The organism is Methanolobus sp. ZRKC4 (assembly GCF_045291305.1).
Lineage (GTDB): Archaea > Halobacteriota > Methanosarcinia > Methanosarcinales > Methanosarcinaceae > Methanolobus.
On record NZ_CP146983.1, the window covers coordinates 1,793,534 to 1,817,905 of the forward strand.

The following is a 24,372-nucleotide window of genomic DNA, read 5'->3' on the forward strand; positions in this document are numbered from 1 at the left end:
CTGCAGATAGATGCCTATTGAGGATGTGATTATATGGGCACAGAAAAACACGAAGGTGACGTGATGACCGACAAACCGGAAGAGATTAAGAAAAAGGAAGGTCAGGATCGAACTCCACAAACCGGAAGATTTCAAACAAGTCTATTCCATAGGTGCCGTGGGGGGACACAGTCCTTATGATTTCAGGATCGGGTTTTATAATGATATGCCTTTGCCTGCTTCTAAAGCAGGAGAAGAACAGGTTATCCAGAGAAAGCTTGAAACTGAAGTTATACTTTCCCCGCTGGCAACCGTTGAACTTGTACGCTGGCTCAGTCAGCATATACAAAATTATGAAGCCACATTTGGTCCAATTGCAAAACCCCAAATGGGTGTAAAAAAGACGAAGAAACCAGATGTTGTACAGGATAGTACTGAACTACAGGGTTATATGTGATATTGCAGTAAGTATTTATGCGCAAATCGTCAAGAATAAATATGATATTGGCTATTTTAATTAGCCTGAATATAGAATGGCATATAGATAGTATTATTCTTTTAAATGAAAGTGAGGATTAATTTTGTTCCCTAATAAGAAAGTCCAGAAATTGATTGGATCGAAAGTCCAGGTTGAAATGAAAGGCGACCTTCATCTGCTTGAAGGAACTCTTAACAGTGCAGACGACTACATGAACCTCCATCTTCTTGATACTGTTGAGATTGCTGACGGCGAACGATTAAGATCACTTGGTTCTGTGGTTTTACGCGGAAACAATATCATTCTTGTCATCCCTCTGGAAGAGTAAACTTCAAATGTAGTGGAAATGGACATGAGTGTTGAAGAAACTGCTTTAAATGTTATTCGCGATCAGAAGGAAGGCGTTTTTCAGAACCAACTCTGGAAGATGCTTGATATCGATAGTCGCAAATGTTCCAGGATTGTATCTAAACTTCTGGAAGATGACCTGATCACCCGGGAGCCTGCAGTAGCTAACGGTGCCAGGACCTATCTGCTGAAGGTTAAGGAAGAGAAGAAACCTGTTTTTGAGCTTCTCATGGCAGGAGAAGTATTCTCACCATGTGCAGGTTGCAGGGATGCCTGTCAGCCTGAAACATGTGAAAAGCTTAGCTTTTGGGTAATGAATCTTCAAAATGAAGATGAGGAATCAGCCGAAATGTAGTGTTTCAGGCGAAACCTTTAATAAGGATATCTACTATGTTGGAGTCGCTTGTCTAAAGCGAAATCGACGTGCTCCGGTAGTGTAGTCCGGCCAATCATTCCGGCCTTTCGAGCCGAAGACTCGGGTTCGAATCCCGGCCGGAGCACCATACAATTTTTCAACTAATTTTTTGAAGTTAACATTCATGTTTTCTCACAAATTAATAACTGTTCAACTGTATAGATGTCGTTTTTGTAACAATGAATTAAAATTTAATTTATAGATATTTTACTGTGCGGAAGTAATCATAGAGTTCGGCTTTCATCCTGATGAGGTGTTCTTTTTGGGTAAGGTCAGTCGGATATAATTTCTAATGATTTTTGCACTGTAAGCAGAGGTTTACGTGTCATTTGATGATCTTAATTTAATATACCCACTTCAACGGGCATTGTCCGAAGAAGGATATACAGCACCTACTCCTATCCAAAAGCAATCCATACCGCATCTACTGAAAGGAAAGGACATGATAGGTATAGCCCAGACAGGCACAGGCAAGACTGCTTCATTCATATTACCGATCCTTCAGAATATGTCTTCACCATACAAGGCTTCACGTCCGGGAGTTCCGCGTGTGCTTGTACTTGCTCCCACCAGAGAGCTGGCAGCACAAATTGGGGAGAGCTTTGCCACATATGGTAAATTCACGCGATTCAAGCACACTGTCATATTTGGTGGAGTCGGCCAAAGACCACAGGTAAAAGCCCTCTCCAAAGGCGTAGATTCCCTTGTGGCGACACCTGGCAGGCTGCTGGACCTTGTTGAACAGGGGCATGTGCAATTATCCGGTGTAGAGTATTTTGTCCTTGATGAAGCTGACAGGATGCTTGACATGGGGTTTGTTAATGATGTATACAAGATTGTTGGCATGCTTCCGAAGAAGCGTCAATCACTCTTCTTTTCAGCTACCATGTCCCCGGATGTTTCCAAGCTTGCCAGGAAGATGCTCAGCAATCCGGCGCATGTTGAAGTAACTCCTCAGGCAACAACAGTGGAGCTCATCGAACAGTTCGTCTTTTTTGTAGATGCTGAGAATAAAAATAGTCTTCTTCTTCATCTTCTTAGGGGCAAACATCTGGAATGTGTTCTTATTTTCACCCGCACAAAGCGCCGCGCTAACAAAGTCTCAGAGATGCTGAATAAGAATAAGATACCTGCCAATGCAATTCACGGTAACAAATCACAAAATCATCGTACAAAAGCATTGCAGGATTTCAAAACAGGTAATCTGCGTGTACTGGTGGCAACTGATATTGCCGCACGTGGAATTGATGTAGAGGATATATCTCATGTCATTAATTATGACCTGCCTAACGTATCTGAGAGTTATGTGCACAGGATCGGTCGTACGGCAAGAGCAGGTGCGCAGGGCACAGCATATTCTTTCTGTGCAGCAGATGAGAGGGATTTTCTCCGTGATATTGAAAAACTGACACGAATGGAAATTGAGGTTGCTGAGCATAACTACCACTCAGACAAAGCAAAGCATGCTACAGGCGATGCAGCAAAACCTGCTCCAAGGCAACAACGGGGACAGAAAAACCCAAGAGGAAGTTCTAAATCAAGGGGTACAGGCAGAGGCAAGAAGAATGAGAGTAAAGGCCATAAAAATAAGCCTGCGCACTCAGGTGCTAAAAAAAGCCAGGATAAGAGTGTAAACAAAGTTAGCAGTAATGCTGGCAATAAGAGTAGTAGTAATACAGGTGTCAAAAAGGGTACCAAAACAGGCACCAGGAATCACTCTGCTAGCCGAAGTTCTGGTCAGTCCAGAAGTCGCCAGTAATCGCATCACCTCCTATTATTTTATTTTTTGATATTTGAAGGGTTTAACAAGCCTGAGAGTGGGATGGGTTACGCTTGTTTTGTATAACGTATTATTTATCTCCTCATAAAAAACGAAAGTGATATCAAAATGAAGCATCTTATTCAGTTCGCCATAATTCTGGCTATATGTTTTATGGGTGACCTCTTACATAATTACTTTAATCTGCACATTCCGGGAAATGTTCTGGGAATGATGCTGTTGTTATTATTTCTTTTGACAGGTATCATCAAACTGTCCATGATAGAGGATGTAAGCAATTTCATGCTAAAACATCTCTCATTTTTCTTCATTCCGGCAGCCGTGGGTTTGATTACCTGCTTCTCGATACTTGAAGGAAAATGGATTGCTCTGATGTTCATATCCGTGGTTTCGACCTTTATTATTGCAGTTGTAACTGGTACAACAATACAGATACTAATGAATAGGAGACAGTCCGATGAGTGAGCTTATTTCTCTGTTTATTGAGTCTCCTGTATTTGGCATAGGAATATCCCTACTGACATTCTACGCAGGTGGCCTGCTCTACAAAAAAACAGGTTCACCCCTCATGAACCCGCTTGTACTGAGTATGTTAATGATCATAGCTCTCCTTTTGAGCTTTCATATCAGTTTTGAAGACTACAACAGGGGCGGGCAGTTCATATCATTCTTCCTGGGTCCGGCTACCGTTATCCTGGCTGTACCCCTGTACAAGAAGATTAGCCTGCTGAAAGATAATATTGTTCCCATTCTTGCTGGTATCAGTATAGGTTCTGCCGCAGGTATCGTAAGCATTATTGTCATGTGCAAGATGTTCGGCCTTGATGAGCTTGTAAGTATTTCAATGCTACCAAAATCAGTCACAACCCCCATTGGAATAGAGGTATCCAGCCAGCTTGGAGGTCTGCCATCTATAACTGTGGCAGCCATAGTCTTTACGGGCATAGCCGGTGTGTTGCTGGTTCCTATGATCTGCAAATTGTTCAGGATAGAAAACAAGGTGGCTGTAGGAATTGCAATTGGAACATCATCCCACGCACTTGGCACGACCAAAGCCGTTGAGTTGGGAGAGACCGAGGGAGCCATGAGCGGTCTGGCGATAGGTATTGCAGGTTTCGTTACTGTGTTCCTTGCTCCGATACTGGCCAAGTTGCTCATGTGAGCTGCTCTTGTTGGTCTCCGACTCTTGGGAGGTGGAATGGAAATGATTATCTCCACAAACGAAATTATATTCATGGGGAATTTTCACGATTCTTATACAAAAAAGATATCAGGATGTCGCTGACGAGATCAACGAGGAAGATATTGACAGTGTAAAGCTAAATCTTACCATCACAAGGAAGATATGCTGCGGCGGAATGGACAAGAAAGAGTATGATCTGGGCTGGGTCGAGAATCCGAAGGACATGAAGATAACTACTGTTAAGGATTATGAGATCAAGGACAGGGTGCTTGAGGTCTGGGTCGAGCCTTGATTGCTAATTGAATATTTCTACCAAGCTTGTTTATTCAACTTCTATTTCCAGACCGCCTATAAATCCGGTTGCCACGTTGAATATCAATGCCGTGATTATACCGGTAATGAAACCGAGAATTCCATAGAAAATGGGTAATATTATAATCGCCCCTGCCCCGAAAAACATCCCTCCCATTCCAGCATGGTACGACATGGCTCCTATTGTCAGGGAAGCAAGGGTCATGAAAGCTCCTAATATAAGGCCCATTATTGCGTAAAGCACTGCCAGGATCTTTCCTAGTGAAAGCACACCAACTTTTTTAATGTATCTTGTTGCCATAGACTAACCTCCATAATAGTGCAGTAAACTCTATTGCTGGGATATAAATGGGTATCTGTTGTGAGTTTGTAGGTTAGGAGAGAACGTTGTTCGAAGTTTTGATAGAACTAATCCTTTCTTACGATAGATAAAGACGATAAGACTGTTTTTATTACCAAAAGCAGCAATGGCTTTATTATTAAGTTTATACCTCGCATTTGTGAATTAAATTCCTCTATAAATGTTTTGGACTTAGTCAATCCAGAAGTTATTGAAATAACCATAAGCTTTTCCCCTCTCCCCCGAACCCCCTCACCCCTTTTTTTTGTTAACAGGACCCCCTGTAGTAGACGGCATTTACTGGTTTTAATAAAAAATGGTTGTTTTGTTCTGTAAAAAACGAAAAAAAATTGTAACTATTCAGCCTGATAAAAACGCTATCAATAACAATCTTGACAAAAAGTTGAAACGTAAATTTCATTAGGATCATTTATTTTGATTGTTGCTATTGATTGCTTTTTTGATTGTTAGATTGTTAGTGAGCAGACATCTCTATTTCGATGAAATCAGTACCAATAGGCAAATCGTGCCAGGCTGAATAGTTACAAAAAATTAATACTCAATCACGAAAAGTCGAATTTTTTTAAATATCAGACAGTACAGTGTGAATAATCATTAGCTTCATTTTCGCCTGAACACCGAGGATTTCTACAGAGACAAAAAAATAGGATATACAATGTTACAGTTTGAGCAACACTAAGCATATTTTGATCTTAGATATTCCTTAAAAGGTGCCAGAGTCTTAATTTTAATAGTTAACATGGGAATGGGCAAACCCTGTTCAAGCTTGCTCTCAAAAGAACGATGTGATTGTTCGAATTCATCGATTGTTTTTGCAGGAATAGGTTGCTTTAGTATATTCTCTGAATATTCGACATAGTCTTTGAATATATTTGCCCCCATATCACCTGGAAAGAGAAGCAATACATCTGGAACATTGCAGATGTTAAACGGAAACATTCGACATATTGTTGGTCTCCATTCATATACGCTGCACATGTTAGAGTCCAAAAAAGGGCAAGGAGGTTGTATTTTGTACGGATATTCTCCTTCTTCACTGCAGGCTTCAATCACATCAGCCTTATAGTTTGGTGCCTGCATTAATAGATCCAGATCATTTTCATCCAGATTTATATCTGCTATTTTGCAGCAAAGTGCAGGACATGTAGGTGGATAAGAATAGTGTGAAAGTATCTCCTGAATAGTTTCAAAAAAAGGTAAATCACTTAACATTCTTTTTTCAGACATAATAAAAAGGTCAATGGAGTTCTATATGAATTTTTCTAAATCATCTTAGTAGGCAATTCTTGTTTATTTAGTTACAATCAAGTTGCTTGAATTGGGTAAAATGGATGGTAAGGGTTTCATTAGGACTGAGAGCTATTCACTCAGGTTAAAACCATCAGGAGCTAAGAAGGTTACTGAAGAGTTTAACTCAAGAATGAATGCTAAAGTCGAGTACAGGAGGAAAAATACTATTTGGGTAACTGTTCTTTTGTTAAAGGCTAGGGAATTAGCTCAATATCTAGTCGGTAAGAGGAAGACGATTGAGTTCAGTAAACCTTCTTACGTTGGGAAAAGAGATGATACTGACCTGTTGAGGAAAAAGATTCGTAACTATTCAGCCTGATAAAAACACTATCAATAGCAATCTTGACAAAAAGTTGAGACCTACATTTTATTAGGATCATTAATTTTGATTGTTGCCATTGATTGCTTTTTTGATTCTTAGGTTGTTAGTGAGCAAACATCTCCGTTTTGATTAAATCAGTATCAATAGGCTAATTGTGGTAGGCTAAATAGTTACAAAGATTCTTGCTATTGGTTATATTGAATGGAAGCATATGGGATCCTCTAAGGGTACTTTGCATTATATGAAGAAGAATGCCTGAAGTTGAGGAGCCATTTAGCCTGAATGCTCATGTGAGTGAGAGACTGGAAATGTGGAAAGCGGATTTATGAAAAAAATGTGTTTTGTCAAATAGAACGTTAAAAAAAATAAAAGAAATAGTACTTCCTCTTCAATCAAGGCCTCTTTTTTCAGGAATTATGTTTTCTTCGACTGTTTTTCCATAAGGGCAGATAAGATTACATATAGTACATTCCATGAAACCTCTGTCTGTTATACGACGTATGTACTTCTCGTGTTGGGAAGAAACTTCCTTATCGAATTCATGAGAAACTACACATTTGTCGTAGATTAGTTTCTTTCCGGGTTCTACTCCCTGAGATGGGCCTGGAATGATTGCCTGATATGGGCAGCTTTTTACACACAATGATTTTTCCTGACATAATGGCTGTTCTGCACACAAGTCTCTTGTGAATGGCTCATCCGGCTCAAGTTCTGCATCAGTTAGTACTGTCATCCATCGGACCCTTGGACCATATTCCGGAGTTATTACCTGAGTATTGTGACCTATAAATCCCAATCCTGCAAGAGTTGCAGCTATCTTTTCCTGAACTGTATGAGTTGGTATGGCCTTGTATCCTTTGTCCTTTAACCATGAAACCAGGCGCCATCCTCGGGTTTCTGTAACCTCGTAATACATGTTGTAGTAGTCTGCTTCTCCACCGGAAAAATCACCGGTACTTACAGATGATATAGCAGCATTCAGACCCTCATCCCAGAGGACAAAACCCATAACAAATGCAGACTTGGCTTCCGGCATGACTTCAGATGGTCTCATAAGCCCTCTTCCATCCGGAAACTCAGCCTCTTCCAATTTTTTGATGTCAGAAACACCAAATAGCTGGAAACCTTCTTGGAAAGCACGTTCTTGTATTTCTTGTTTTAAGTTCATTTTCTCCTCCCTTTTTCCATCACAGGTATTCTAACAGGTAACTATTCAGCCTGGCACGATTTGCCTATTGGTACTGATTTCATCGAAATAGAGATGTCTGCTCACTAACAATCTAACAATCAAAAAAGCAATCAATAGCAACAATCAAAATAAATGATCCTAATGAAATTTACGTTTCAACTTTTTGTCAAGATTGTTATTGATAGCGTTTTTATCAGGCTGAATAGTTACTCTAACAGAAAATAAAACTATCTCAACAGAATATTTGATGCCAAATACATATATACTTAATCCAGTAGCAATTTCCAATGGCAAAAGATAGTTTCAATAATTCAGATTAGCAATCTTATTGAACTTATCAGTTTGATACTTTATAGCCAAAGATTTACTTTGAATTAATGGTAAACAGGTGTATATACCTTTTTTAGGTGAGTGATATTTTTTAAGAGATAATTACAACCCCACTCTTTTTCTCTGGGATATAGAAGACCGGTGGGAGCAGGGGATAAGACCAATGTTATGCTCAATTACGTTTATTCTCTTCTTGAAGCTGAGTGCATGAGAACCATTAATGCAGTTGGTATGGATGTACATGTAGGCTTTTTGCATGAAATGGCAACAGGTAAGAACAGCTTAGTCTATGATCTCCAAGAGCCTTTCAGATTCCTTGTTGATTTTGCAGTTATTAGCTTGATTGAGTCGAGAAAAATGGAGAACAAGGACTTTATCAGGACTGAGAGCTATTCATTGAGGCTCAAACCATCGGGAGCTAAGAAGGTGACTGAGGAGTTCAACAACTGGATGAATAAGAAGGTAGCTTACAAGAAGCAATCTGTTATGTGGAGCTATGCTTTGTTATTGAAAGCTAGAGAATTAGTTCAGTATCTTGTTGGGAAAAGAAAGACAATTGACTTCATTAAGCCTGCTTATACGATTGAGAGACAGGATTCTGAAGAAATCAGGAAAAAGATTCTAAGTATTCCATACTCTGAATGGAAGAAAATGGGGTTTTCTAAGGGTACGCTCCACTACATGAAAAAGAATGCTGAAGCTGACAAGCCATTTACTCTTACTACTCATGTCAGAGAAAGATTAGAAATGTGGGGAGAGTGTTGATTTAAATCTACTACTTTACGCCATAAAAGTTAATTTGGTACATGAAATGATTTTGTATTTTGCCATTCTTTTCCATATTCATCATATTTAGGAACGCGATTTATAACAATTAAATTTTCCTGACTTCTTGATATCGCTGTATATATGAGATACGGGTTATCAAATTCAATAACAACTATGACATTTTTAAGTTCAAACCCTTTGAAACTATGGATTGTGCTCATTTTAGTTCGAGCATCTCCCATCCAAAAGGATTCCTTATGTATATCATCAAAATCATGGTTTACGTAAATGTTTTTATTTTCGAATCTTTTGACCATTTCTTCACCCATATCACTACATTGGAAAAGCGTAACAATATCTGTTGGGTGTTGGCCAATTTCACTATATAAGTAATTATATGCAGCTTCAATTTGATTTTTTGCTTCATCATCACTTTCACAAGATATCCATCTTAATATATGGTTAAATTCAGACAATTTGGTTTGTGTAGGTATGGGGTGCAATTTTACATTCGGTAAATACATAGTTAAAAATCTGTTAACTTCTTCGGCTATCAACCTAGGAAGACGGATGCAATTGGGTAGTTTGCCCCATGGGCCAGCAAAACCTTTTTTTATCCCTATATTGTCGGTCCACTTTATATTACGCTCATAGATATTCTGTGCTTCGTCACAAACTATCAAAAACTCTTTTCTTCCTTTCTGGAATTTCCTCAATAAATCAATCCATTCAGCTTTGAAGTCTTGAGCTTTATCAATCAAGATTGCATCATATTTTAATTCATCTGTACTAAGGCCAGTATGTGATGCATTTTTAAGGGCATATTCTATAGCTGGAACAACGCACTTAAGAAAAAAAAATTTCGGCTTAGGATATTCCAACTCATTCAATAAGTCTTTGCACAATCCATGGAAATGAGTACAAACAATCTGTGTAGTATAAAACTCAAAAGGCGTTCTTTTAATCATGTCCTTTATATAATGCACTAATGTTTTGTTATACGAAACAATAAGGATTTTATTCTCTTTATCTAGTTCTGCCAATCTAGCTGCTCTGCATGCAACTACTAATGTTTTTCCACTCCCTGCCACTCCTCTTATACGGTGTGATCCTGGCTGGGGTTTAGAATATTTCTCTAGCTCACCCTTGAGATGAATATCCTCGCCTTGTTCTTTAGAATGAAATGGAAGTTGAAGCCATGTTCTAATATGTTTAAAAGTTTCAGTATTTAGTAAATCGTTTTTGTAACTATTCAGCCTAGCTCACTTCCACCAAGCTGATTTCTTCATCCACGATCAATTCTGCAACTTTGGAACAAATGAATTGCCATAAAATATTGCACTAATTGCATCGATAACAGATTCAGAATTCTTATTAACAGTAGACACGTATCCTCTTATACGGCAGAAATTTTTTGCACCCTGTTCACTGCGGAAAGTACCTGATATCTTCTGCTGTACTTTCGTCATTCTGATCTCTCTTTCAGCCTGATTGTTATCAAACGGAACGTTTTGGTCGTACATAAATCGCAAGATATCCTCTTTATGGCCAATAAACCTATCCAGCAAATTCTTTACCGTGGTCTGCTTCTTACGTCCTCGTTTTTTAGACCGCACATTTGATTCCGGATCAGGAGGATTTTCATTCACTCCTAAACAAGTTATGTGATCATAATCCTCACTGAACCTTTGAATTAGCTCAGTATCTAAAAGATCATTATCAACATGATGTTTAATGCATATCAAGAGATCACTCATTATCTTTGGCCACTGTTGATCCCTGTTTTCGGAAGCTCCAGTTAACTCTCGTAATAAATGTGCATTACATAATGAATGTTGACATTCATATTTGTTGTACGGTTTCCAAAAATCATGTGTTGCAACACCAGTGTAACCTGGTAATATGCCCATAGCATCCATTGCTTCTGAGCCCCTTTTGCGATGTGCAAAATAATAGGTCAGTTTGTCTGTACCTGCCACATGAAGCCAATTACGAACTGCATTTATTCTCATTCCTGTTTCATCCAGATTGATGACAGGAGATTCTTTCAGGAGATGTTTCACTGTATTTTCAAAAGCTCCAAGCTTCTCAAAACAACTACGTTCCGTGTTCACCAAAGTAGCAGGACTTATCTTGCATCCCAAAATATCAGAGAACAACTTGGTAACACGCTGATAAGGAAGTAATTGGTAAGTGTGCAAATAAACTGCAAATGACTTAACTCGATGACCGTATTGAGTCGGCTGAGTTACACCATCTGGAAAAAGAGCTTTGTTTACATGAGAACATTTGGGACATGTTTTAATCTCGCAACGATGTTCAATGCAATTGATAGTTATAGGAGGAATGTCAAAGACCTGTCTTCTTTCATAGTCAGAGGGAACAGAAGCTAACGATCTCCCACAATTGACGCATTGATTAACAGGATGAACAATAACTTCATCCGGATCATCATTTATTCTTAATGTAGTACCAGGATGACCGTTTTGACCACCTACATGCTTATTGGTCTTTTTTCTTTGACTTTTAACGGTTGGTTTATTCCGTGCATAAGAATCAGTAGAAGGTGGTTTGCTACTGTTGCGACTATTCTTTTCAAGCATTTCTTCCAAATGCCTGACACGCTCTTCAAGTTGTGCAATTTGGAGAGATTGATGTTCAATTATCCCAAGTAATCGAGTTACAAGTTCTACTACTGCTTCTGGACCAGCTTCATAAACTGCAAGTATTTCTTCGCGGTCTATACAAATCCCCTCAGATTGATAGACGTTTTTTATGATATTTTACTGAATATTTTTTAACACATAGAATGAAGCCATAGTATATTGTTTTTTGCATCATTAAAACAGTCAGGCTGAATAGTTACAAAATATTAAACCCTCCTTTCACCTCCCCATCCTCTTCTCCACCTGCAACACCTTCAGTACGATTTTCATTACTGAGTCAGGATTAAGAGATATAGAGTCGATTTCTTCCCTTACAAGGAATTCTGCAAACTCAGGGAAATCACTGGGTGCTTCTCCGCAAAGCCCGCTATGCTTGCCGTTTCTTCTTGCCCCCTGTATGGCCATGGCGACTATTTTCTTTACCGCCTCATCTCTTTCATCGAAGGCTTCGGCAAGTATCTCAGAGTCCCTGTCCACACCGAGTGTCAATTGTGTCAGGTCATTGGAACCTATGGAAAAACCGTCAAAGTACTTGCTGAACTCATCTATCAGTAGGACGTTGCTTGGTATTTCACACATGACATAAACCTGCAGACCATTCTTTCCTCTCTCCAGGCCATTCTTTTTCATTTCCTCCAGTACTTTTTCCGCTTCCTCTATTCTTCTGCAGAACGGGATCATTAGAATGATATTTTTGAGCCCCATTTCTTCCCGGACCCTTTTCATTGCCCTGCACTCCAGGGCGAACCCTTCTCTGTACCTTTCATCATAGTAACGTGATGCTCCCCTGAAACCCAGCATAGGATTATTTTCCTCAAATTCGAAATGCTTTCCACCAAGCAGGGTTGCATATTCGTTAGACTTGAAATCACTCATACGTACTACTACAGGCTTAGGGTGGAATGCGGCTGTAATGGTTGCAACACCCTGTGCGAGTTTCTCCACGAAAAAGTCTGCTTTATTCTCGTACCGGCCTGTGAGTTTGTCGATCTCTTCCAGTACTTCCGGATCTTTCACCTTCTCAGGGTGAATAAGCGCCATGGGGTGTACTTTGATATAGCTGTTAATGATGAATTCCAGTCTTGCAAGCCCTATGCCGTCATTCGGTATCATTGAAAGGCCAAAAGCTTCTTCCGGGTTGCCCAGGTTCATCATTATCTCTGTTTTTGTTTTCTCTATTCCCTTAAGGTCAATGCTTTCAGTATGGAATTTGAGCATGCCTTCGTACACTTTTCCGACATCACCCTCCGCACAACTGACAGTGACATCCATATCGGTGTTCAATTTTTCTGTAGCATCTTCTGCACCTACTACCGCAGGAATTCCAAGCTCACGACTTACTATTGCTGCATGACAGGTTCTCCCACCCTTGTTGGTGATGATAGCAGCAGCTTTTTTCATTACCGGTTCCCAGTCAGGAGTAGTGGTATCCGCCACAAGTACTTCTCCTGCTTTGAAAGATGGGAGCACGGACACATCCGGGATAACATGTACTTTTCCGGAAGCGATCTTATTACCAACACTCCTGCCTGTGACAATAACTGGTGATTTTTCTTCCAGGATATATGTCTCCAGTGTGTCCTTTTTCTTCTGGGACTGCACGGTTTCGGGCCTTGCCTGCACAATGAAAAGTTCCCCGGTTTCGCCATCCTTTGCCCACTCGATATCCATAGGTACATGCTTGCCTCTCTTTTTAGAATAGTGGTCCTCAATGGTCATTGCGAATTTTGCCAGTTGGAGCACTTCATCATCTGTGATACAATACCGTTTCCTGTCTGCTTCAGGCACCTCCACGTTACGGGTAAGCACCCTGGAATCACCGCGACCGTATATCATCTTAATCGCTTTTTCACCCAGTCTCTTGTCGATTACGGGTCTGTAACCCTCTTTCAATGTGGGTTTGAATACATAGTACTCATCAGGATTAACAAGACCCTGCACAATATTTTCTCCAAGTCCATAAGACGCTGTTATAAAAACTACGTCCTCAAAACCACTTTCCGTGTCTATGGTGAACATAACGCCGCTTGATGCAAGGTCTGAGCGTACCATCTTCATTACTCCGATGGACAGGCTGACCTTAAAGTGATCGAAGTTGTTATTGACACGGTAAGATATTGCCCTGTCAGTAAAAAGTGATGCAAAACATCTGCTGCAGGCATCTTTGAGGGAGTGGTAACCGTGAATGTTAAGGTAGCTTTCCTGCTGACCTGCAAAAGATGCATTAGGAAGATCTTCCGCAGTTGCCGAACTACGCACAGCTACATCCGTATCTGGTCCGTACTGTTCACAGAGCTTATCATAGGCCTCTTTTATCTCATCCCACAGATCATCGGGAATACCTGCATCAAGAATAATCTCTCTTGCCTTCTTTCCTTTTTTGGAAAGTTCGAGAACATCTTCCGTATCAAGCCCTTCGAGAGTCTGCTTGAGTTCTTCAAGTGCACCGGAAGATTTCACCACATGCCAGTAGGCATCTGCAGTGATTGCAAAGCCGTTGGGAATTCTAAGATTTTTATCTGTCAGTTCCCTGTACATTTCCCCCAGGGAGGCATTCTTGCCTCCCACCAGAGGAACATCATCTATTGTAATTTCTTCAAACCATCGTATGTACTTGCTGTTTAATGTCATGGCCCCACTCCATTTGTTATTCAATTTAATCGTGCAATTCGAGATTTTTAGCCATCATTTCCTATTGCATCAACCGGGCAAATACTCAGTGCCCTTTCACAATCTTTTTTTTCCTCATCATTTTCCGGCTGTTTGAAAACGTAGGCACCCGAATTATTATCGGCCATTTTAAAGTGATTCGGAGCCTCATCCGCACATATCTGGCATGCTATGCAATTTTCATCAACATAATATGGGCCTGGAACATTCTCCGGCATTTTGCTATCTTTATTTGCTATATTTGACTCCCCCTTAAACTAATAATAATTATTTGAGTTCCATAGTACATAAGACATTAGTCTTGAAAGTAAAAGCCAATTATCATGCCTTTTGGCATACCACTATAAACCAGAATGACCATTGAAAACAAAATACCAACGGATAAAAAGGATACTAAAAAAGGAAGGTTATCATGGGCACGCAGATAGGACCCCTACTTATAAAAAATCAAATCACTTATGAAGAACTTTCCGGCAAAGTAATTGCAATTGACGCTTACAATACCATCTACCAGTTCCTGAGTGCTATTCGCCAGCGTGATGGTTCACCGCTAACAGATTCCCAGGGAAATCCAACTTCCCACCTTACAGGTCTGTTCTCAAGGACGAGCAAATTAAGAGATTCAAGAATCAAACCTATTTTTATCTTTGATGGCAAGCCGCCAGAAATGAAAAAAGATACTCTGGAAAAACGCAAGGAGTGCAAAGAAGCAGCAGTTCTTAATTATGAAATTGCTAAGGACGAAGGTAACCTTGAGGACATGAAAAAATATGCCCAAGCAACTTCCCGGATTACTCCTCAGATACTTAATGAGTCAAAGAAACTCCTTGAACTCATGGGTATTCCCTGGATACAGGCAGAATCAGAAGCCGAGGCACAGGCGGCTTTCATGGTTTCCAGGGGAGATGCGGATTTTGTCGGTTCTCAGGATTATGATGTCTTCCTTTTCGGCGCAGAGAATGTAATCCGTAATCTGGGAAGCAGTGGAAAAAGAAAGGTCCCTGGTAAGAAAGAGTACGTTGTAAAGACCCCGGAGCATATTTCCCTGACAGGCTCCCTTGAGCAGTTAGACATAAGCCGGGAACAGCTAATTGATATTTCTATATGTATAGGTACGGATTTCAATGAGGGAATTCACCGTGTAGGTGCAAAAACAGCTCTCAAGCTTATTCGTAAACATGAGGACATTGATACCATAATCAGGGAAGAGAACAAGGATATCAGGGCATGTACTTCAGTAGAAGAGATTAGGGAATTCTTCCTGAATCCACCCGTAACCATTGATTATAATCTTAGTTGGAAGACGCCGAAGTCGGAGGCCTTGTGTGATTATCTTGTTGAAAGAGACTTTTCGGAAAAGCAGGTGCTCAAGAATACTGAGATCCTAGAGAACAGAGCTAATGATGAGTGCCAGTCCTGTCTTGGGGATTGGTGAGGACAAATATAAAAAAGTGTATAATAGATGCTATTTGGCAATAGTGACATCGAAAGGTGGACTGGCAACTGAAGTTTAAATGTTTTGTCCATTCCACAAATTCAACTATGTATTTGTGGGAACTGTTTTTTAAACCCCTATTTTATCCTTACCAAAAATGAGCACGTTTATGCAGCATTTAAACAAACACACATTAGAGACACTGTTGGCATTTGTAATGTGTTTTTGGCTCTGATTCTGTGACCCGAAAATTGTAAGGGTCTAAAGAGAGGACAGCGTTTCATATTGTATTGAAACACCGCACTCATATGTTGCTAATAGCCTCCTTGCGCGTTCTAAATATGCATTAGAAGCCCTCGAAGACGTTGATGCTACAATCAGGCGAGATCGAAGCGGTCAAGGTTCATTACCTTGTTCCATACCGCTACAAAGTCGTTCTGAAACTTCTCCAGAGAGTCCTCATATCCGTAGACTTCCGCCAAGGCCCGGAGCTGGGAGTTCGAACCGAAGACGAGGTCGACACGGCTAGCAGTCCATTTAAGGTTGCCTGTTGCGTAATCATGCCCCTCGAACACATCGTCTGAGCTTGCCTTCCACTTCGTGCTCATGTCGAGCAGATTCACGAAAAAGTCATTGGTGAGCGTTTCCGGTCGCTTGGTGAAAACACCGTGCTGCGTCTGTTTGTAGTTGGCATTCAAGACACGCATGCCGGCAATGAGAACCGTCATCTCGGGAGCGGTCAGTGTCAGCAGTTGAGCCCGATCGACCAGCAGCTCTTCTGCCGATACGCTGTATTTGGCTTTCTGGTAGTTGAGGAACCCATCGGCTTTTGGTTCGAGTACGGCGAAAGCATCTACGTCGGTTTGCTCCTGGGATGCATCGGTGCGTCCCGGCGAGAAAGGAACGGTCACATTTTTACCGGCAGCCTTCTCTACAGCAGCACATCCTCCCAACACTATCAAATCAGCGAGTGACACCTTCTTCCCACCGGATTGAGCATTGTTGAAATCCCCTTGGATTCCCCCAAGGGTCTCCAGTACCTTCTTCAGTTGGGCTGGCTGGTTTACTTCCCAATCCTTCTGCGGTGCGAGACGTATACGCGCTCCATTCGCACCACCACGCTTATCAGAGCCGCGGAATGTCGAAGCTGAGCACCAGGCAGTCGATACAAGTTCCGGGATGGACAGACCCGCAGCAAGAATCTTGGCCTTGAGATCTGCGATATCCTTTTCGTCAATCAACTCGTGATCGACTTTTGGTACCGGATCCTGCCAGATAAGTTCTTCTGCCGGGACTTCCACACCGAGATAGCGAGAGCGTGGGCCCATGTCACGGTGGGTCAGCTTGAACCATGCGCGGGCGAAAGCATCTGTAAATTCCTCGGTTTTCTCCATGTAGCGCCGTGCAATCGGCTCGTAGATCGGGTCGAACTTCAGAGAGAGGTCCGCTGTGGTCATCATTGGTCTACGCTTCTTCGATGGGTCGTGTGCGTCAACGATCATGTCCTCTTCTTCAACGTCCTTGGCTAGCCATTGGTTCGCACCAGCCGGACTTTTGAGCAATTCATACTCATATTTGAACAGTACTTTCAGATAGCCCATGTCCCATGTGGTTGGGTTTGGCTTCCAGGCGCCCTCGATACCGCTGCTGATTGTATCGCCGCCCTTGCCGATGCCGAAGCTGCTCTTCCAGCCGAGGCCTTGCTCTTCTAAGCCTGCAGCTTCGGGTTCCGGACCAACGTGTGCAGCATCTCCTGCACCATGACACTTGCCGAAGGTGTGTCCGCCGGCGACGAGCGCGACGGTCTCTTCGTCATTCATGGCCATGCGTGCGAAGGTCTCGCGGACATCCCTGCCAGATGCGACCGGATCCGGGTTGCCGTCCGGGCCTTCGGGGTTCACGTATATCAAGCCCATCTGCACGGCTGCCAGGGGATTTTCCAGATCCCTATCTCCGCTGTAGCGACTCTTGGGTTTATCGCTCGTCGCCAGCCATTCCTCTTCAGCACCCCAGTAAACGTCCTCCTCAGGTTCCCAGATGTCCTCGCGTCCACCAGCGAAACCAAAGGTCTTGAATCCCATTGATTCGAGGGCACAGTTGCCGGCTAGAATCATGAGATCTGCCCAGGAGAGTTGCTTTCCATATTTCTGTTTGATCGGCCAGAGCAGCCGGCGTGCCTTGTCGAGGTTCACGTTGTCAGGCCAACTGTTTAGGGGTGCAAAACGTTGGTTTCCAGAACCTCCTCCCCCTCGGCCGTCACCCATACGGTAGGTGCCTGCGCTGTGCCACGCCATCCTGATGAGAAGGCCACCATAGTGCCCCCAATCGGCCGGCCACCAATCCTTGGAGTCGGTCATCAGGGCATAGAGGTCATTCTTAACAGCCTGCAGGTCGAGTTTCTTGAATTCCTCTGCATAGTTAAACGTCTCACCCATCGGATTGCTCAAATTCGAGTGCTGATGGAGAATCTTGAGGTTTAACTGGTTTGGCCACCAGTCCTTAATCGACGTGCCAGCTTGGGCAGTGAATCCCATTGCCGGTTTCTTGCTATCTTCATCCATAATATTCTCTCCTTTCTTTGTTTGAATTTATGCACCTTGCTGCTGTGAATATCGTGCTTCGGTGTTCATCTCTCTAATTAACGTTAGCGAACTTATCGATTGATTTTGATGACAATGGGAGACTTGAGAAATCGCTAGAAAAACGTTGCACTATTTTTTGAGCGTAAGATCTGGAGCCAGCTGCTAGGTTATTTTAATCATCAACGACCGGTATTCCAAATGCAGTAGTTAAGGAAAAATTTCTTTTCACTCATTTAATTTTATTTCTTCATTTGTTGATTATTATATAGAAGAAACAAAAAGCAAAGAGCTAGCTAAGCTCAATTCTTAATTATCCCACTTTTAACCCATTAAAAGATTAAATTTTTCTCTATAAAAAGGTTCTTATGAATAGGATATCTTGAGTTTTTGTTGATATTTTGTAACTATTCAGCCTGATAAAAACGCTATCAATAACAATCTTGACAAAAAGTTGAAACGTAAATTTCATTAGGATCATTTATTTTGATTGTTGCTATTGATTGCTTTTTTGATTGTTAGATTGTTAGTGAGCAGACATCTCTATTTCGATGAAATCAGTACCAATAGGCAAATCGTGCCAGGCTGAATAGTTACGATATTTTTATGGAATGTACCATCTTTTTTTAGATCGTAAAAATGACCGAATACCTTTTCCAGATTATTTTGTTTGATCTTGTTACAAAATTATTCCCTGCAAAAACTAGAAATCTAATGCACACAGATTTAATTTTACAGAGGTGTTTCAGTGGATAAAGAAGTCAAGCCTTCAATAAAAGTATCAAAGAATGGACCATATATTGTCAAAGATCTTAAATTATTCAGGAATTCAAAGAGTGTTTTTATCGAGACAAAACCCGTTATGACACTTTGCAGATGTGGAGGCTCGGCAAAGATGCCATTCTGTGATGGAACACATGCAAAGAACGGTTTTTCCGGGGAAAATGAAAAAGACCGTGTTGTCAACAAAGTTGAAACTTACGTCGGAAAAAACATTAGCATCCACCGTAACAAAGATGTGTGTTGCCATGTAGGTCACTGTGTTCGCACTCTGCCTTCTGTTTTCAAAAAGGGTGAAAAACACTGGGCATATCCGGATGCTGTAAGCCCGGAAGAGATTGCAAAACTCATCAAGACATGTCCTTCTGGTGCATTGAGTTATACTATTAATGGGGAGATGCATAAAGAATATCCACATGAACCGGAAATCTTTGTTCTAAAGGATGGACCTTACAATGTTACAGGGATAGAACTTGATGACCCCGATGGTTCAATACCCGAGACACAGGACCACTATTCTCTTTGCAGATGTGGAGCCTCTAAAAACAAACCATTCTGTGACGGCAGTCACACCAATGCTAAATTCAAGGATGATAAGAATTAAATCCACTTTCTCTTTTTAGGATATTGGGATGTTTGAAAAAAGCATGTTAAGGCTGATTTTGTTATTTATATTGAGAAGGAAGCTAACAATATTGATGAGCAGCAGCTTGATGTGAAGAAGGCTCAGGAGTTTGTCAATGAAAAAGCGGTCTATGATTTCATCCTGAATCTAACCCATGAGAAAGCACGCCAAATAGGAATTAAGCATAGGAGTACTTTGATTTATTTGAAGAAAAAAGCAAAGGAAGGGAAGTTAAATTTTAAGAGCAAGAATGTGAGGGGGATGCTGAATATTTTGTCATAAAGTGATTTTCATAATTTGTCTATTTAACCAAAAGATTTTTGTACAATGGTTCTTTATTAGCGATAGAAAGCGAAAGGAACTCTAACAGTTATAAATGTAAGATGTTAAAGCATGCTTTTAGCAAATTGATTCTCGAGGTTAATTTGCTAAAACGGATGCTTTAATACCTCATTTTTATTATTGCTATTTCCTTGTGTTTTTGTATATAAACCAAAAGAAACAACAAATAAAGGAGATAAGCAATATGAACGTAAATACTAGATTAGCTGTAAGTTTGGAGATTTTTCAAAAAAGGATTGGCATTAATTTCAATAATCAGAGTCTTTTAATAGAAGCACTTATGCATAAATCCTTTTTAAATGAAAATCCCTATTTTAAAGAACGATATGGACTCATTGATGGTCATAATGAAAGATTGGAATTTTTGGGTGATTCTACTTTAGGACATGCAATAGCAGAAGAATTGTATGTGAATTATCCCGGAAGAGAAGGGAATCTTACTGACATAAAAAAACATTATGTTGAAGGAAACAAATTAGCTAAGGTTGCCGAAGAAATTGAATTGAATGAAATTTTGGTAGTAGGCAATGGGGAAGCCATCAATGAACTAGGCCGTAAAGCAAGAAATGAAAATGCTGTGGAAGCGTTAATTGGTGCAATTGACCAAGATCAAGGATACAAAAAAGCAAAAGAATTTATTATAAAATACATTCTTTATGACTTAGTTAATGTTTTAAAAGACATTGAAAAGATGAAAAAAATTGATAATCCAAAAGGAACAGTGAAAGAGATTTGTGATCAGTCACTAGATGCACATGAGTATTTCGTAGTCAAGGAAGAAGGCCCGGATCACAATAAGAAATTTACCGTTGAGTTAGACATAAGTGGTATTACTGTATCTACTGGAGAAGGATTTGGTATAAAGAAGGCGGAAGCTGATGCAGCTGAAAAATACCTTCAAACTTTAGTAAACACAGAATACATGGGATAATCAGTTTTATAATTTTCGTAACTATTCAGCCTACCACAATTAGCCTATTGATACTGATTTAATCAAAACGGAGATGTTTGCTCACTAACAACCTAAGAATCAAAAAAGCAATCAATGACAACAATCAAAATTAATGATCCTAATAAAATGTAGGTCTCAACTTTTTGTCAAGATTGCTATTGATAGTGTTTTTATCAGGCTGAATAGTTACTAATTTTCAACTTTGAATGTGATGACAATAATCACATTCTTTTTTTTGATTTACATCAATATTCTGACTATATGTTTTTTTTTTGAAAGGGCTTGTGTACAAAAAATCAGAGTTCCCTATATCTCAACATGGCTTTGCTACAGCTATAATTTGAACCAAAGTAAGTAAAGAATCACAATAAAAAAGTAAAATGGATTTCTTGAATAGAAGTCAGGTATCACTCCTATGCCTGCAAGTCCTGTCACATTCCTTGTTGCACTTGGTGTAATTAAACTTAATATGGAAGTCTGCTTTTTCGTACCCAGTTTTTTGATTATTGAAAAGTCTACACATTTTGAAAATTCACAAAATTAGCCTTATTCTTTTCATCCTTATACTTACAGTTGTCATCACATTCTTTGTTATGCATGCTGTGCCCACATTTTACGGATTTATTAGTATCTTTATGCCATTCAAGGTCAAATAGCTCAGAAAGATAAAGCATTCCTTCTTCCAGAGAGATACGGGTTGATTTTTTGCAGCACCTGGCTCCACTTGCATCTGCAATCAGCTTCAAGGCTCTGGACGTAGATCCAATGGCATGTGAACGTTCATCAGGAGTCAGGGAAGTTGCTTCAAGCAGAACGCTAACTGCGACTCCAACACCGATTCCTGCTCCGCATGCTCCGTAAAGGCCACAGTAACCTCCTGGTATCTTTTGTCCACGTTTGATGACTTCAAGGATCGCTTTTTCATTTCTTTCACCAATATAATTTTGATAAGCAGCTATTAGCACTCCAGGTACCAGAGCATGGTGTTCTGGTCCATGCATGTGAAAAGAAGGATGCTCCATCAGTTTCTCTGCAATTTCCAGAGGATCTGTCACTTCAGTTTTTAGACAGGCATTTTCAATGACCTTCAATGCGTTCTGGCTGTGGCATTCATTGCAGATGTAATGACCGTTCTTGCACTGAATGTAAGACTCCTCTTCAATTCCACAATAATGACATGTACAGTTAATTGTCTGGCTTAGATATTCAACTTCAGCTTCACATACCAGACAGTTCATTTTTTTATCTGTTTTTAGCATAGATAACTGGGAATCTGGAAGGATTTTTATTTCACATGTAGAGCAATTTATTTTATTTTTGTGTGTAATGTCCAATTTGATCACCTACATAAAATATATATTTGTTTTTTGCAACATAACTTGCGAATATATATCGCTTGAACGTCATTTTTCCTCAATTGTGAAAGTGGTATCAAAAGTACGGTTGGACTGCAACGCAAGCTTTTGCTGAAATTGTAAATCACAAAGTAAGAATTCGAAAACAATCATCACAGCTGGTATAGTATGTTATACACTGCATTAGTATATTAGAAAATATATAGTTATCGGGTAATGAAGATTCTCTCTCAGTATCCGATTTTTGATACTACTCTTAAAAGATCATTGAGCGTGAGTTGTATCACTATGGAGCTAGCCAGTTGTCTGGGGAATAGCACAGTTATGAATCCAATGGATATATTTCCACACGAATTTACAAGAGCAATCCTTTTCAGGTGAATCAACTCTCATTTTTATTGATACTTGTTCTTTAGTAATGGTTACTCACAGTTGATAGCAGTGGAGAAGCAAATTATATGTCTATGCGAGGTGCTTCGATAATGCAATTGCATGCGAAAAATGCTAGAGTGATATGCTGATTCCGTTAAAGTATAGAAAAGCATCAAAAAATGATTTTCTCAGTAAATGATGTAATGATACAAAAAAAGAGAAATGGAAGAGATTTACTCTCTCCATTCATAGATGTATTTTGTTCCGTATATTCCGCCATTGTAGTATGTGTAAATTATTCCAAATGACCCACTAAATCCTCCAGCTCCCGGTACATTTGCTTTGAAAATGCCCTCTTTGACACCGCCACTTGAATCTTTCCATCCCATCCTAAAGGAAGTTCCATATATTTCATCTTCCAGGGAATACTGGCCTGATGTGGCTGCACCTGGTTCAATACGTGCCCTGTCTATGTTAATACTGCTTGTGTCAGACATTCCGATGTTACCAGTTGCTATCACTACGCCTTCTTTTCTTACTTTGATAGCGATCTCTTCTTCAGCAAAATAGAATTCTTTCGGTTCTTCACTGACCGTTCTTACCCGTAATGTTTCGCCGTCTTCTCCTTTGTCACTGGTTAGGACATTACCTCTTTCGTATTCGAGATCGTATGTGTAGTAGTCGTTATATGCCTCTTCTACCTCGTTGTAGTCTTCAACTTCTACGAGGTACCAGCCAGGCACTATGTCTGATGAGCTTGTAGTTGATGATTGTTTTATCTTGGTTCCTGTCCAGACGCCATCCCATGCTGTACCCTCAGATCCATATCTCCATTGTCCTGTCCAGGAATTGCCGTCTTTGCTAAGTTTAAGTTCTACGTCACCTGCATCATTTGGTTCTGCGTATGAAGGACTTTCGGACCAGGTTCCTATGAACGTATCGCCACTTACAACACCTTCAATTTTCCCTTCATCGTCTGGGTATTCACCTATTATCTTATCTCCTGATTGTGTGACTGTCATAATATCGCCCCAACTTGTAGTCCATTCTCCAATGAAGCTACTTGATGCGCTTTTCACTTCGAATCCACTTTTTGGAGTTGGTAGTGCTTCAGTTGTTTCTGTGTTTCCAAATTCTGCCTGCTGGCTGTCTATTGTTGTACCGTCCAGCAAATCAAGTGGTATTGAAACAGTTGCTCCGTCTATTATCTCGAATTCTACTGATTCTTCCACTCCGGCTCCGCTTATTATTACTTTGTAGTCTCCAAGTGGCCAACCGTCATCTGGTTTTTCGAGTATGAAAGTTCCGCGTCCGAAATCTTCTCCGGTTTCTGATTCGAATGTGTAGATCGAGTAATCATTGTCAAGGTAGATCCATTCTACACTTATTATGTCGTTCTCAAAGTTGTCGTAAATGAACCATGCATATAATTCTTCTGAATCCTTTGAGTATTTCAGTACTTTATCGACTGGTATGAAGTTTTGTGTTGATGATGTCATCATCACTTCAAGAAGTCGTGGTTCGCCTGTGGCTGTCATATCGCCATATTTATCCGTTACTGCCTCTACGATCTGCTGCTCTTCTTCGGTTGCTCCGAAGCTTCCAGGCTTATATGAGTCACTTATATCTGTACATCCCGAAAGCGCTATTATACTTATCAGGATCAGTACTACTACTAAATTTGATTTCATTTTGTACCATTCAACCTTTTATTTGTTAATTTATTATGCAATTTGGTTTTACTTTCTTTCTTTATTAATTGACCTATTTTTTATGCATATAACGAACATCCTGGTCTGATTTAAAAAACATGTAGTTGATCCAATATTTTCAATGGATTA

22 protein-coding genes and 1 tRNA gene are annotated in these 24,372 nt (G+C 40.3%); 13 read left to right on the forward strand and 10 right to left on the reverse strand.

The window, feature by feature from the left end; translation table 11 throughout:
• The first annotated feature begins 148 nt into the window (after positions 1-148).
• The 7 genes from V7O67_RS09215 to V7O67_RS09245 all read left to right on the forward strand — a co-directional run bounded on the left by V7O67_RS09215 (position 149) and on the right by V7O67_RS09245 (position 4,162).
• On the forward strand, positions 149-436 hold the full coding sequence (locus tag V7O67_RS09215) for a DUF3467 domain-containing protein (RefSeq protein WP_406671453.1): 288 nt from the start codon (positions 149-151) through the stop codon (positions 434-436).
• A gap of 124 nt (positions 437-560) precedes the next feature.
• On the forward strand, positions 561-785 hold the full coding sequence (locus tag V7O67_RS09220) for an LSM domain-containing protein (RefSeq protein WP_406657405.1): 225 nt from the start codon (positions 561-563) through the stop codon (positions 783-785).
• A 24-nt stretch (positions 786-809) separates the two neighbouring features.
• On the forward strand, positions 810-1,160 hold the full coding sequence (locus V7O67_RS09225; protein ID WP_406657404.1) for an Lrp/AsnC family transcriptional regulator: 351 nt from the start codon (positions 810-812) through the stop codon (positions 1,158-1,160).
• Positions 1,161-1,230: 70 nt separating this feature from the next.
• Positions 1,231-1,308 (forward strand) — tRNA-Glu (locus tag V7O67_RS09230).
• A 234-nt stretch (positions 1,309-1,542) separates the two neighbouring features.
• Positions 1,543-2,979 (forward strand): DEAD/DEAH box helicase, encoded by a 1,437-nt coding sequence (locus tag V7O67_RS09235; protein ID WP_406669922.1) that lies wholly within the window; start codon positions 1,543-1,545, stop codon positions 2,977-2,979.
• A gap of 129 nt (positions 2,980-3,108) precedes the next feature.
• Positions 3,109-3,465 (forward strand): CidA/LrgA family protein, encoded by a 357-nt coding sequence (locus V7O67_RS09240; protein ID WP_342305112.1) that lies wholly within the window; start codon positions 3,109-3,111, stop codon positions 3,463-3,465.
• On the forward strand, positions 3,458-4,162 hold the full coding sequence (locus tag V7O67_RS09245; RefSeq protein WP_342305111.1) for an LrgB family protein: 705 nt from the start codon (positions 3,458-3,460) through the stop codon (positions 4,160-4,162). Before V7O67_RS09240 ends, V7O67_RS09245 begins: the two co-directional genes overlap by 8 nt.
• 343 nt (positions 4,163-4,505) lie before the next feature.
• Here V7O67_RS09245 and V7O67_RS09250 read toward each other — a convergent pair whose 3' ends face one another.
• Both V7O67_RS09250 and V7O67_RS09255 read right to left on the reverse strand, forming a co-directional pair.
• Complete coding sequence (locus V7O67_RS09250) at positions 4,506-4,796, reverse strand: hypothetical protein (protein WP_342305110.1); 291 nt, start codon at positions 4,794-4,796, stop codon at positions 4,506-4,508.
• Positions 4,797-5,531: 735 nt separating this feature from the next.
• A complete protein-coding gene (locus tag V7O67_RS09255; protein WP_406669923.1) occupies positions 5,532-6,083 on the reverse strand; it encodes a YkgJ family cysteine cluster protein in 552 nt (183 codons plus the stop codon).
• A gap of 91 nt (positions 6,084-6,174) precedes the next feature.
• On the opposite strand from V7O67_RS09255, the gene V7O67_RS09260 reads away from it, so the two are divergent.
• On the forward strand, positions 6,175-6,465 hold the full coding sequence (locus tag V7O67_RS09260) for a hypothetical protein (protein ID WP_342305107.1): 291 nt from the start codon (positions 6,175-6,177) through the stop codon (positions 6,463-6,465).
• 391 nt (positions 6,466-6,856) lie between these two features.
• Here V7O67_RS09260 and V7O67_RS09265 read toward each other — a convergent pair whose 3' ends face one another.
• Entirely contained in the window at positions 6,857-7,636 is a 780-nt protein-coding gene (locus tag V7O67_RS09265; RefSeq protein WP_406669924.1) for an epoxyqueuosine reductase, read from the reverse strand.
• Between the two features lie 474 nt (positions 7,637-8,110).
• On the opposite strand from V7O67_RS09265, the gene cas1 reads away from it, so the two are divergent.
• A complete protein-coding gene (cas1, locus tag V7O67_RS09270; protein WP_406671454.1) occupies positions 8,111-8,752 on the forward strand; it encodes a CRISPR-associated endonuclease Cas1 in 642 nt (213 codons plus the stop codon).
• 29 nt (positions 8,753-8,781) lie between these two features.
• Here the strand turns inward: cas1 and V7O67_RS09275 are convergent, their stop codons facing one another.
• The 4 genes from V7O67_RS09275 to V7O67_RS09290 form a co-directional block, all read right to left on the reverse strand.
• Positions 8,782-10,011: a UvrD-helicase domain-containing protein gene (locus tag V7O67_RS09275; RefSeq protein WP_406671455.1), complete on the reverse strand. Its 1,230-nt coding sequence runs from the start codon at positions 10,009-10,011 to the stop codon at positions 8,782-8,784.
• Between the two features lie 39 nt (positions 10,012-10,050).
• A complete protein-coding gene (tnpC, locus tag V7O67_RS09280; protein WP_406671457.1) occupies positions 10,051-11,499 on the reverse strand; it encodes an IS66 family transposase in 1,449 nt (482 codons plus the stop codon).
• Between the two features lie 141 nt (positions 11,500-11,640).
• On the reverse strand, positions 11,641-14,052 hold the full coding sequence (ppsA, locus tag V7O67_RS09285) for a phosphoenolpyruvate synthase (RefSeq protein ID WP_406669925.1): 2,412 nt from the start codon (positions 14,050-14,052) through the stop codon (positions 11,641-11,643).
• Positions 14,053-14,099: 47 nt separating this feature from the next.
• The gene (locus V7O67_RS09290) at positions 14,100-14,330 is read right to left on the reverse strand and encodes a ferredoxin (protein ID WP_342306508.1); all 231 of its coding nucleotides are present in this window, start codon (positions 14,328-14,330) and stop codon (positions 14,100-14,102) included.
• Positions 14,331-14,503: 173 nt separating this feature from the next.
• On the opposite strand from V7O67_RS09290, the gene fen reads away from it, so the two are divergent.
• Positions 14,504-15,526, forward strand: coding sequence for a flap endonuclease-1 (gene fen / locus V7O67_RS09295; protein WP_406669926.1), 1,023 nt, complete (start codon positions 14,504-14,506; stop codon positions 15,524-15,526).
• A 377-nt stretch (positions 15,527-15,903) separates the two neighbouring features.
• Here the strand turns inward: fen and katG are convergent, their stop codons facing one another.
• Complete coding sequence (gene katG, locus V7O67_RS09300) at positions 15,904-18,087, reverse strand: catalase/peroxidase HPI (protein WP_342305101.1); 2,184 nt, start codon at positions 18,085-18,087, stop codon at positions 15,904-15,906.
• Between the two features lie 766 nt (positions 18,088-18,853).
• Between katG and V7O67_RS09305 the strand changes: the two genes are divergently transcribed.
• The 3 genes from V7O67_RS09305 (at position 18,854) to rnc (ending at position 20,783) form a co-directional block, all read left to right on the forward strand.
• Complete coding sequence (locus V7O67_RS09305; RefSeq protein WP_342305100.1) at positions 18,854-19,489, forward strand: CDGSH iron-sulfur domain-containing protein; 636 nt, start codon at positions 18,854-18,856, stop codon at positions 19,487-19,489.
• A 111-nt stretch (positions 19,490-19,600) separates the two neighbouring features.
• Complete coding sequence (locus V7O67_RS09310) at positions 19,601-19,792, forward strand: hypothetical protein (RefSeq protein WP_406669927.1); 192 nt, start codon at positions 19,601-19,603, stop codon at positions 19,790-19,792.
• Positions 19,793-20,036: 244 nt separating this feature from the next.
• Positions 20,037-20,783 carry a ribonuclease III gene (rnc, locus tag V7O67_RS09315; RefSeq protein ID WP_342305099.1) on the forward strand — a complete coding sequence of 249 codons (747 nt, stop codon included), beginning with the start codon at positions 20,037-20,039 and terminating at the stop codon, positions 20,781-20,783.
• Between the two features lie 536 nt (positions 20,784-21,319).
• Here the strand turns inward: rnc and V7O67_RS09320 are convergent.
• Positions 21,320-22,042, reverse strand: coding sequence for a DUF5714 domain-containing protein (locus tag V7O67_RS09320; protein ID WP_342305097.1), 723 nt, complete (start codon positions 22,040-22,042; stop codon positions 21,320-21,322).
• Positions 22,043-22,764: 722 nt separating this feature from the next.
• Entirely contained in the window at positions 22,765-24,222 is a 1,458-nt protein-coding gene (locus V7O67_RS09325) for a hypothetical protein (RefSeq protein ID WP_342305096.1), read from the reverse strand.
• Positions 24,223-24,372: the final 150 nt, after the last annotated feature.

Bases quoted from the DNA above. Each gene is read 5' to 3' on its own strand.
- V7O67_RS09225 (WP_406657404.1), top strand. From the start codon at position 810: ATGAGTGTTGAAGAAACTGCTTTAAATGTTATTCGCGATCAGAAGGAA.
- V7O67_RS09240 (WP_342305112.1), top strand. From the start codon at position 3,109: ATGAAGCATCTTATTCAGTTCGCCATAATTCTGGCTATATGTTTTATG.
- V7O67_RS09245 (WP_342305111.1), top strand. From the start codon at position 3,458: ATGAGTGAGCTTATTTCTCTGTTTATTGAGTCTCCTGTATTTGGCATA.
- V7O67_RS09250 (WP_342305110.1), bottom strand. From the start codon at position 4,796: ATGGCAACAAGATACATTAAAAAAGTTGGTGTGCTTTCACTAGGAAAG.
- V7O67_RS09255 (WP_406669923.1), bottom strand. From the start codon at position 6,083: ATGTCTGAAAAAAGAATGTTAAGTGATTTACCTTTTTTTGAAACTATT.
- V7O67_RS09265 (WP_406669924.1), bottom strand. From the start codon at position 7,636: ATGAACTTAAAACAAGAAATACAAGAACGTGCTTTCCAAGAAGGTTTC.
- ppsA (WP_406669925.1), bottom strand. From the start codon at position 14,052: ATGACATTAAACAGCAAGTACATACGATGGTTTGAAGAAATTACAATA.
- fen (WP_406669926.1), top strand. From the start codon at position 14,504: ATGGGCACGCAGATAGGACCCCTACTTATAAAAAATCAAATCACTTAT.
- katG (WP_342305101.1), bottom strand. From the start codon at position 18,087: ATGGATGAAGATAGCAAGAAACCGGCAATGGGATTCACTGCCCAAGCT.
- rnc (WP_342305099.1), top strand. From the start codon at position 20,037: ATGAACGTAAATACTAGATTAGCTGTAAGTTTGGAGATTTTTCAAAAA.
- V7O67_RS09320 (WP_342305097.1), bottom strand. From the start codon at position 22,042: ATGAACTGTCTGGTATGTGAAGCTGAAGTTGAATATCTAAGCCAGACA.
- V7O67_RS09325 (WP_342305096.1), bottom strand. From the start codon at position 24,222: ATGAAATCAAATTTAGTAGTAGTACTGATCCTGATAAGTATAATAGCG.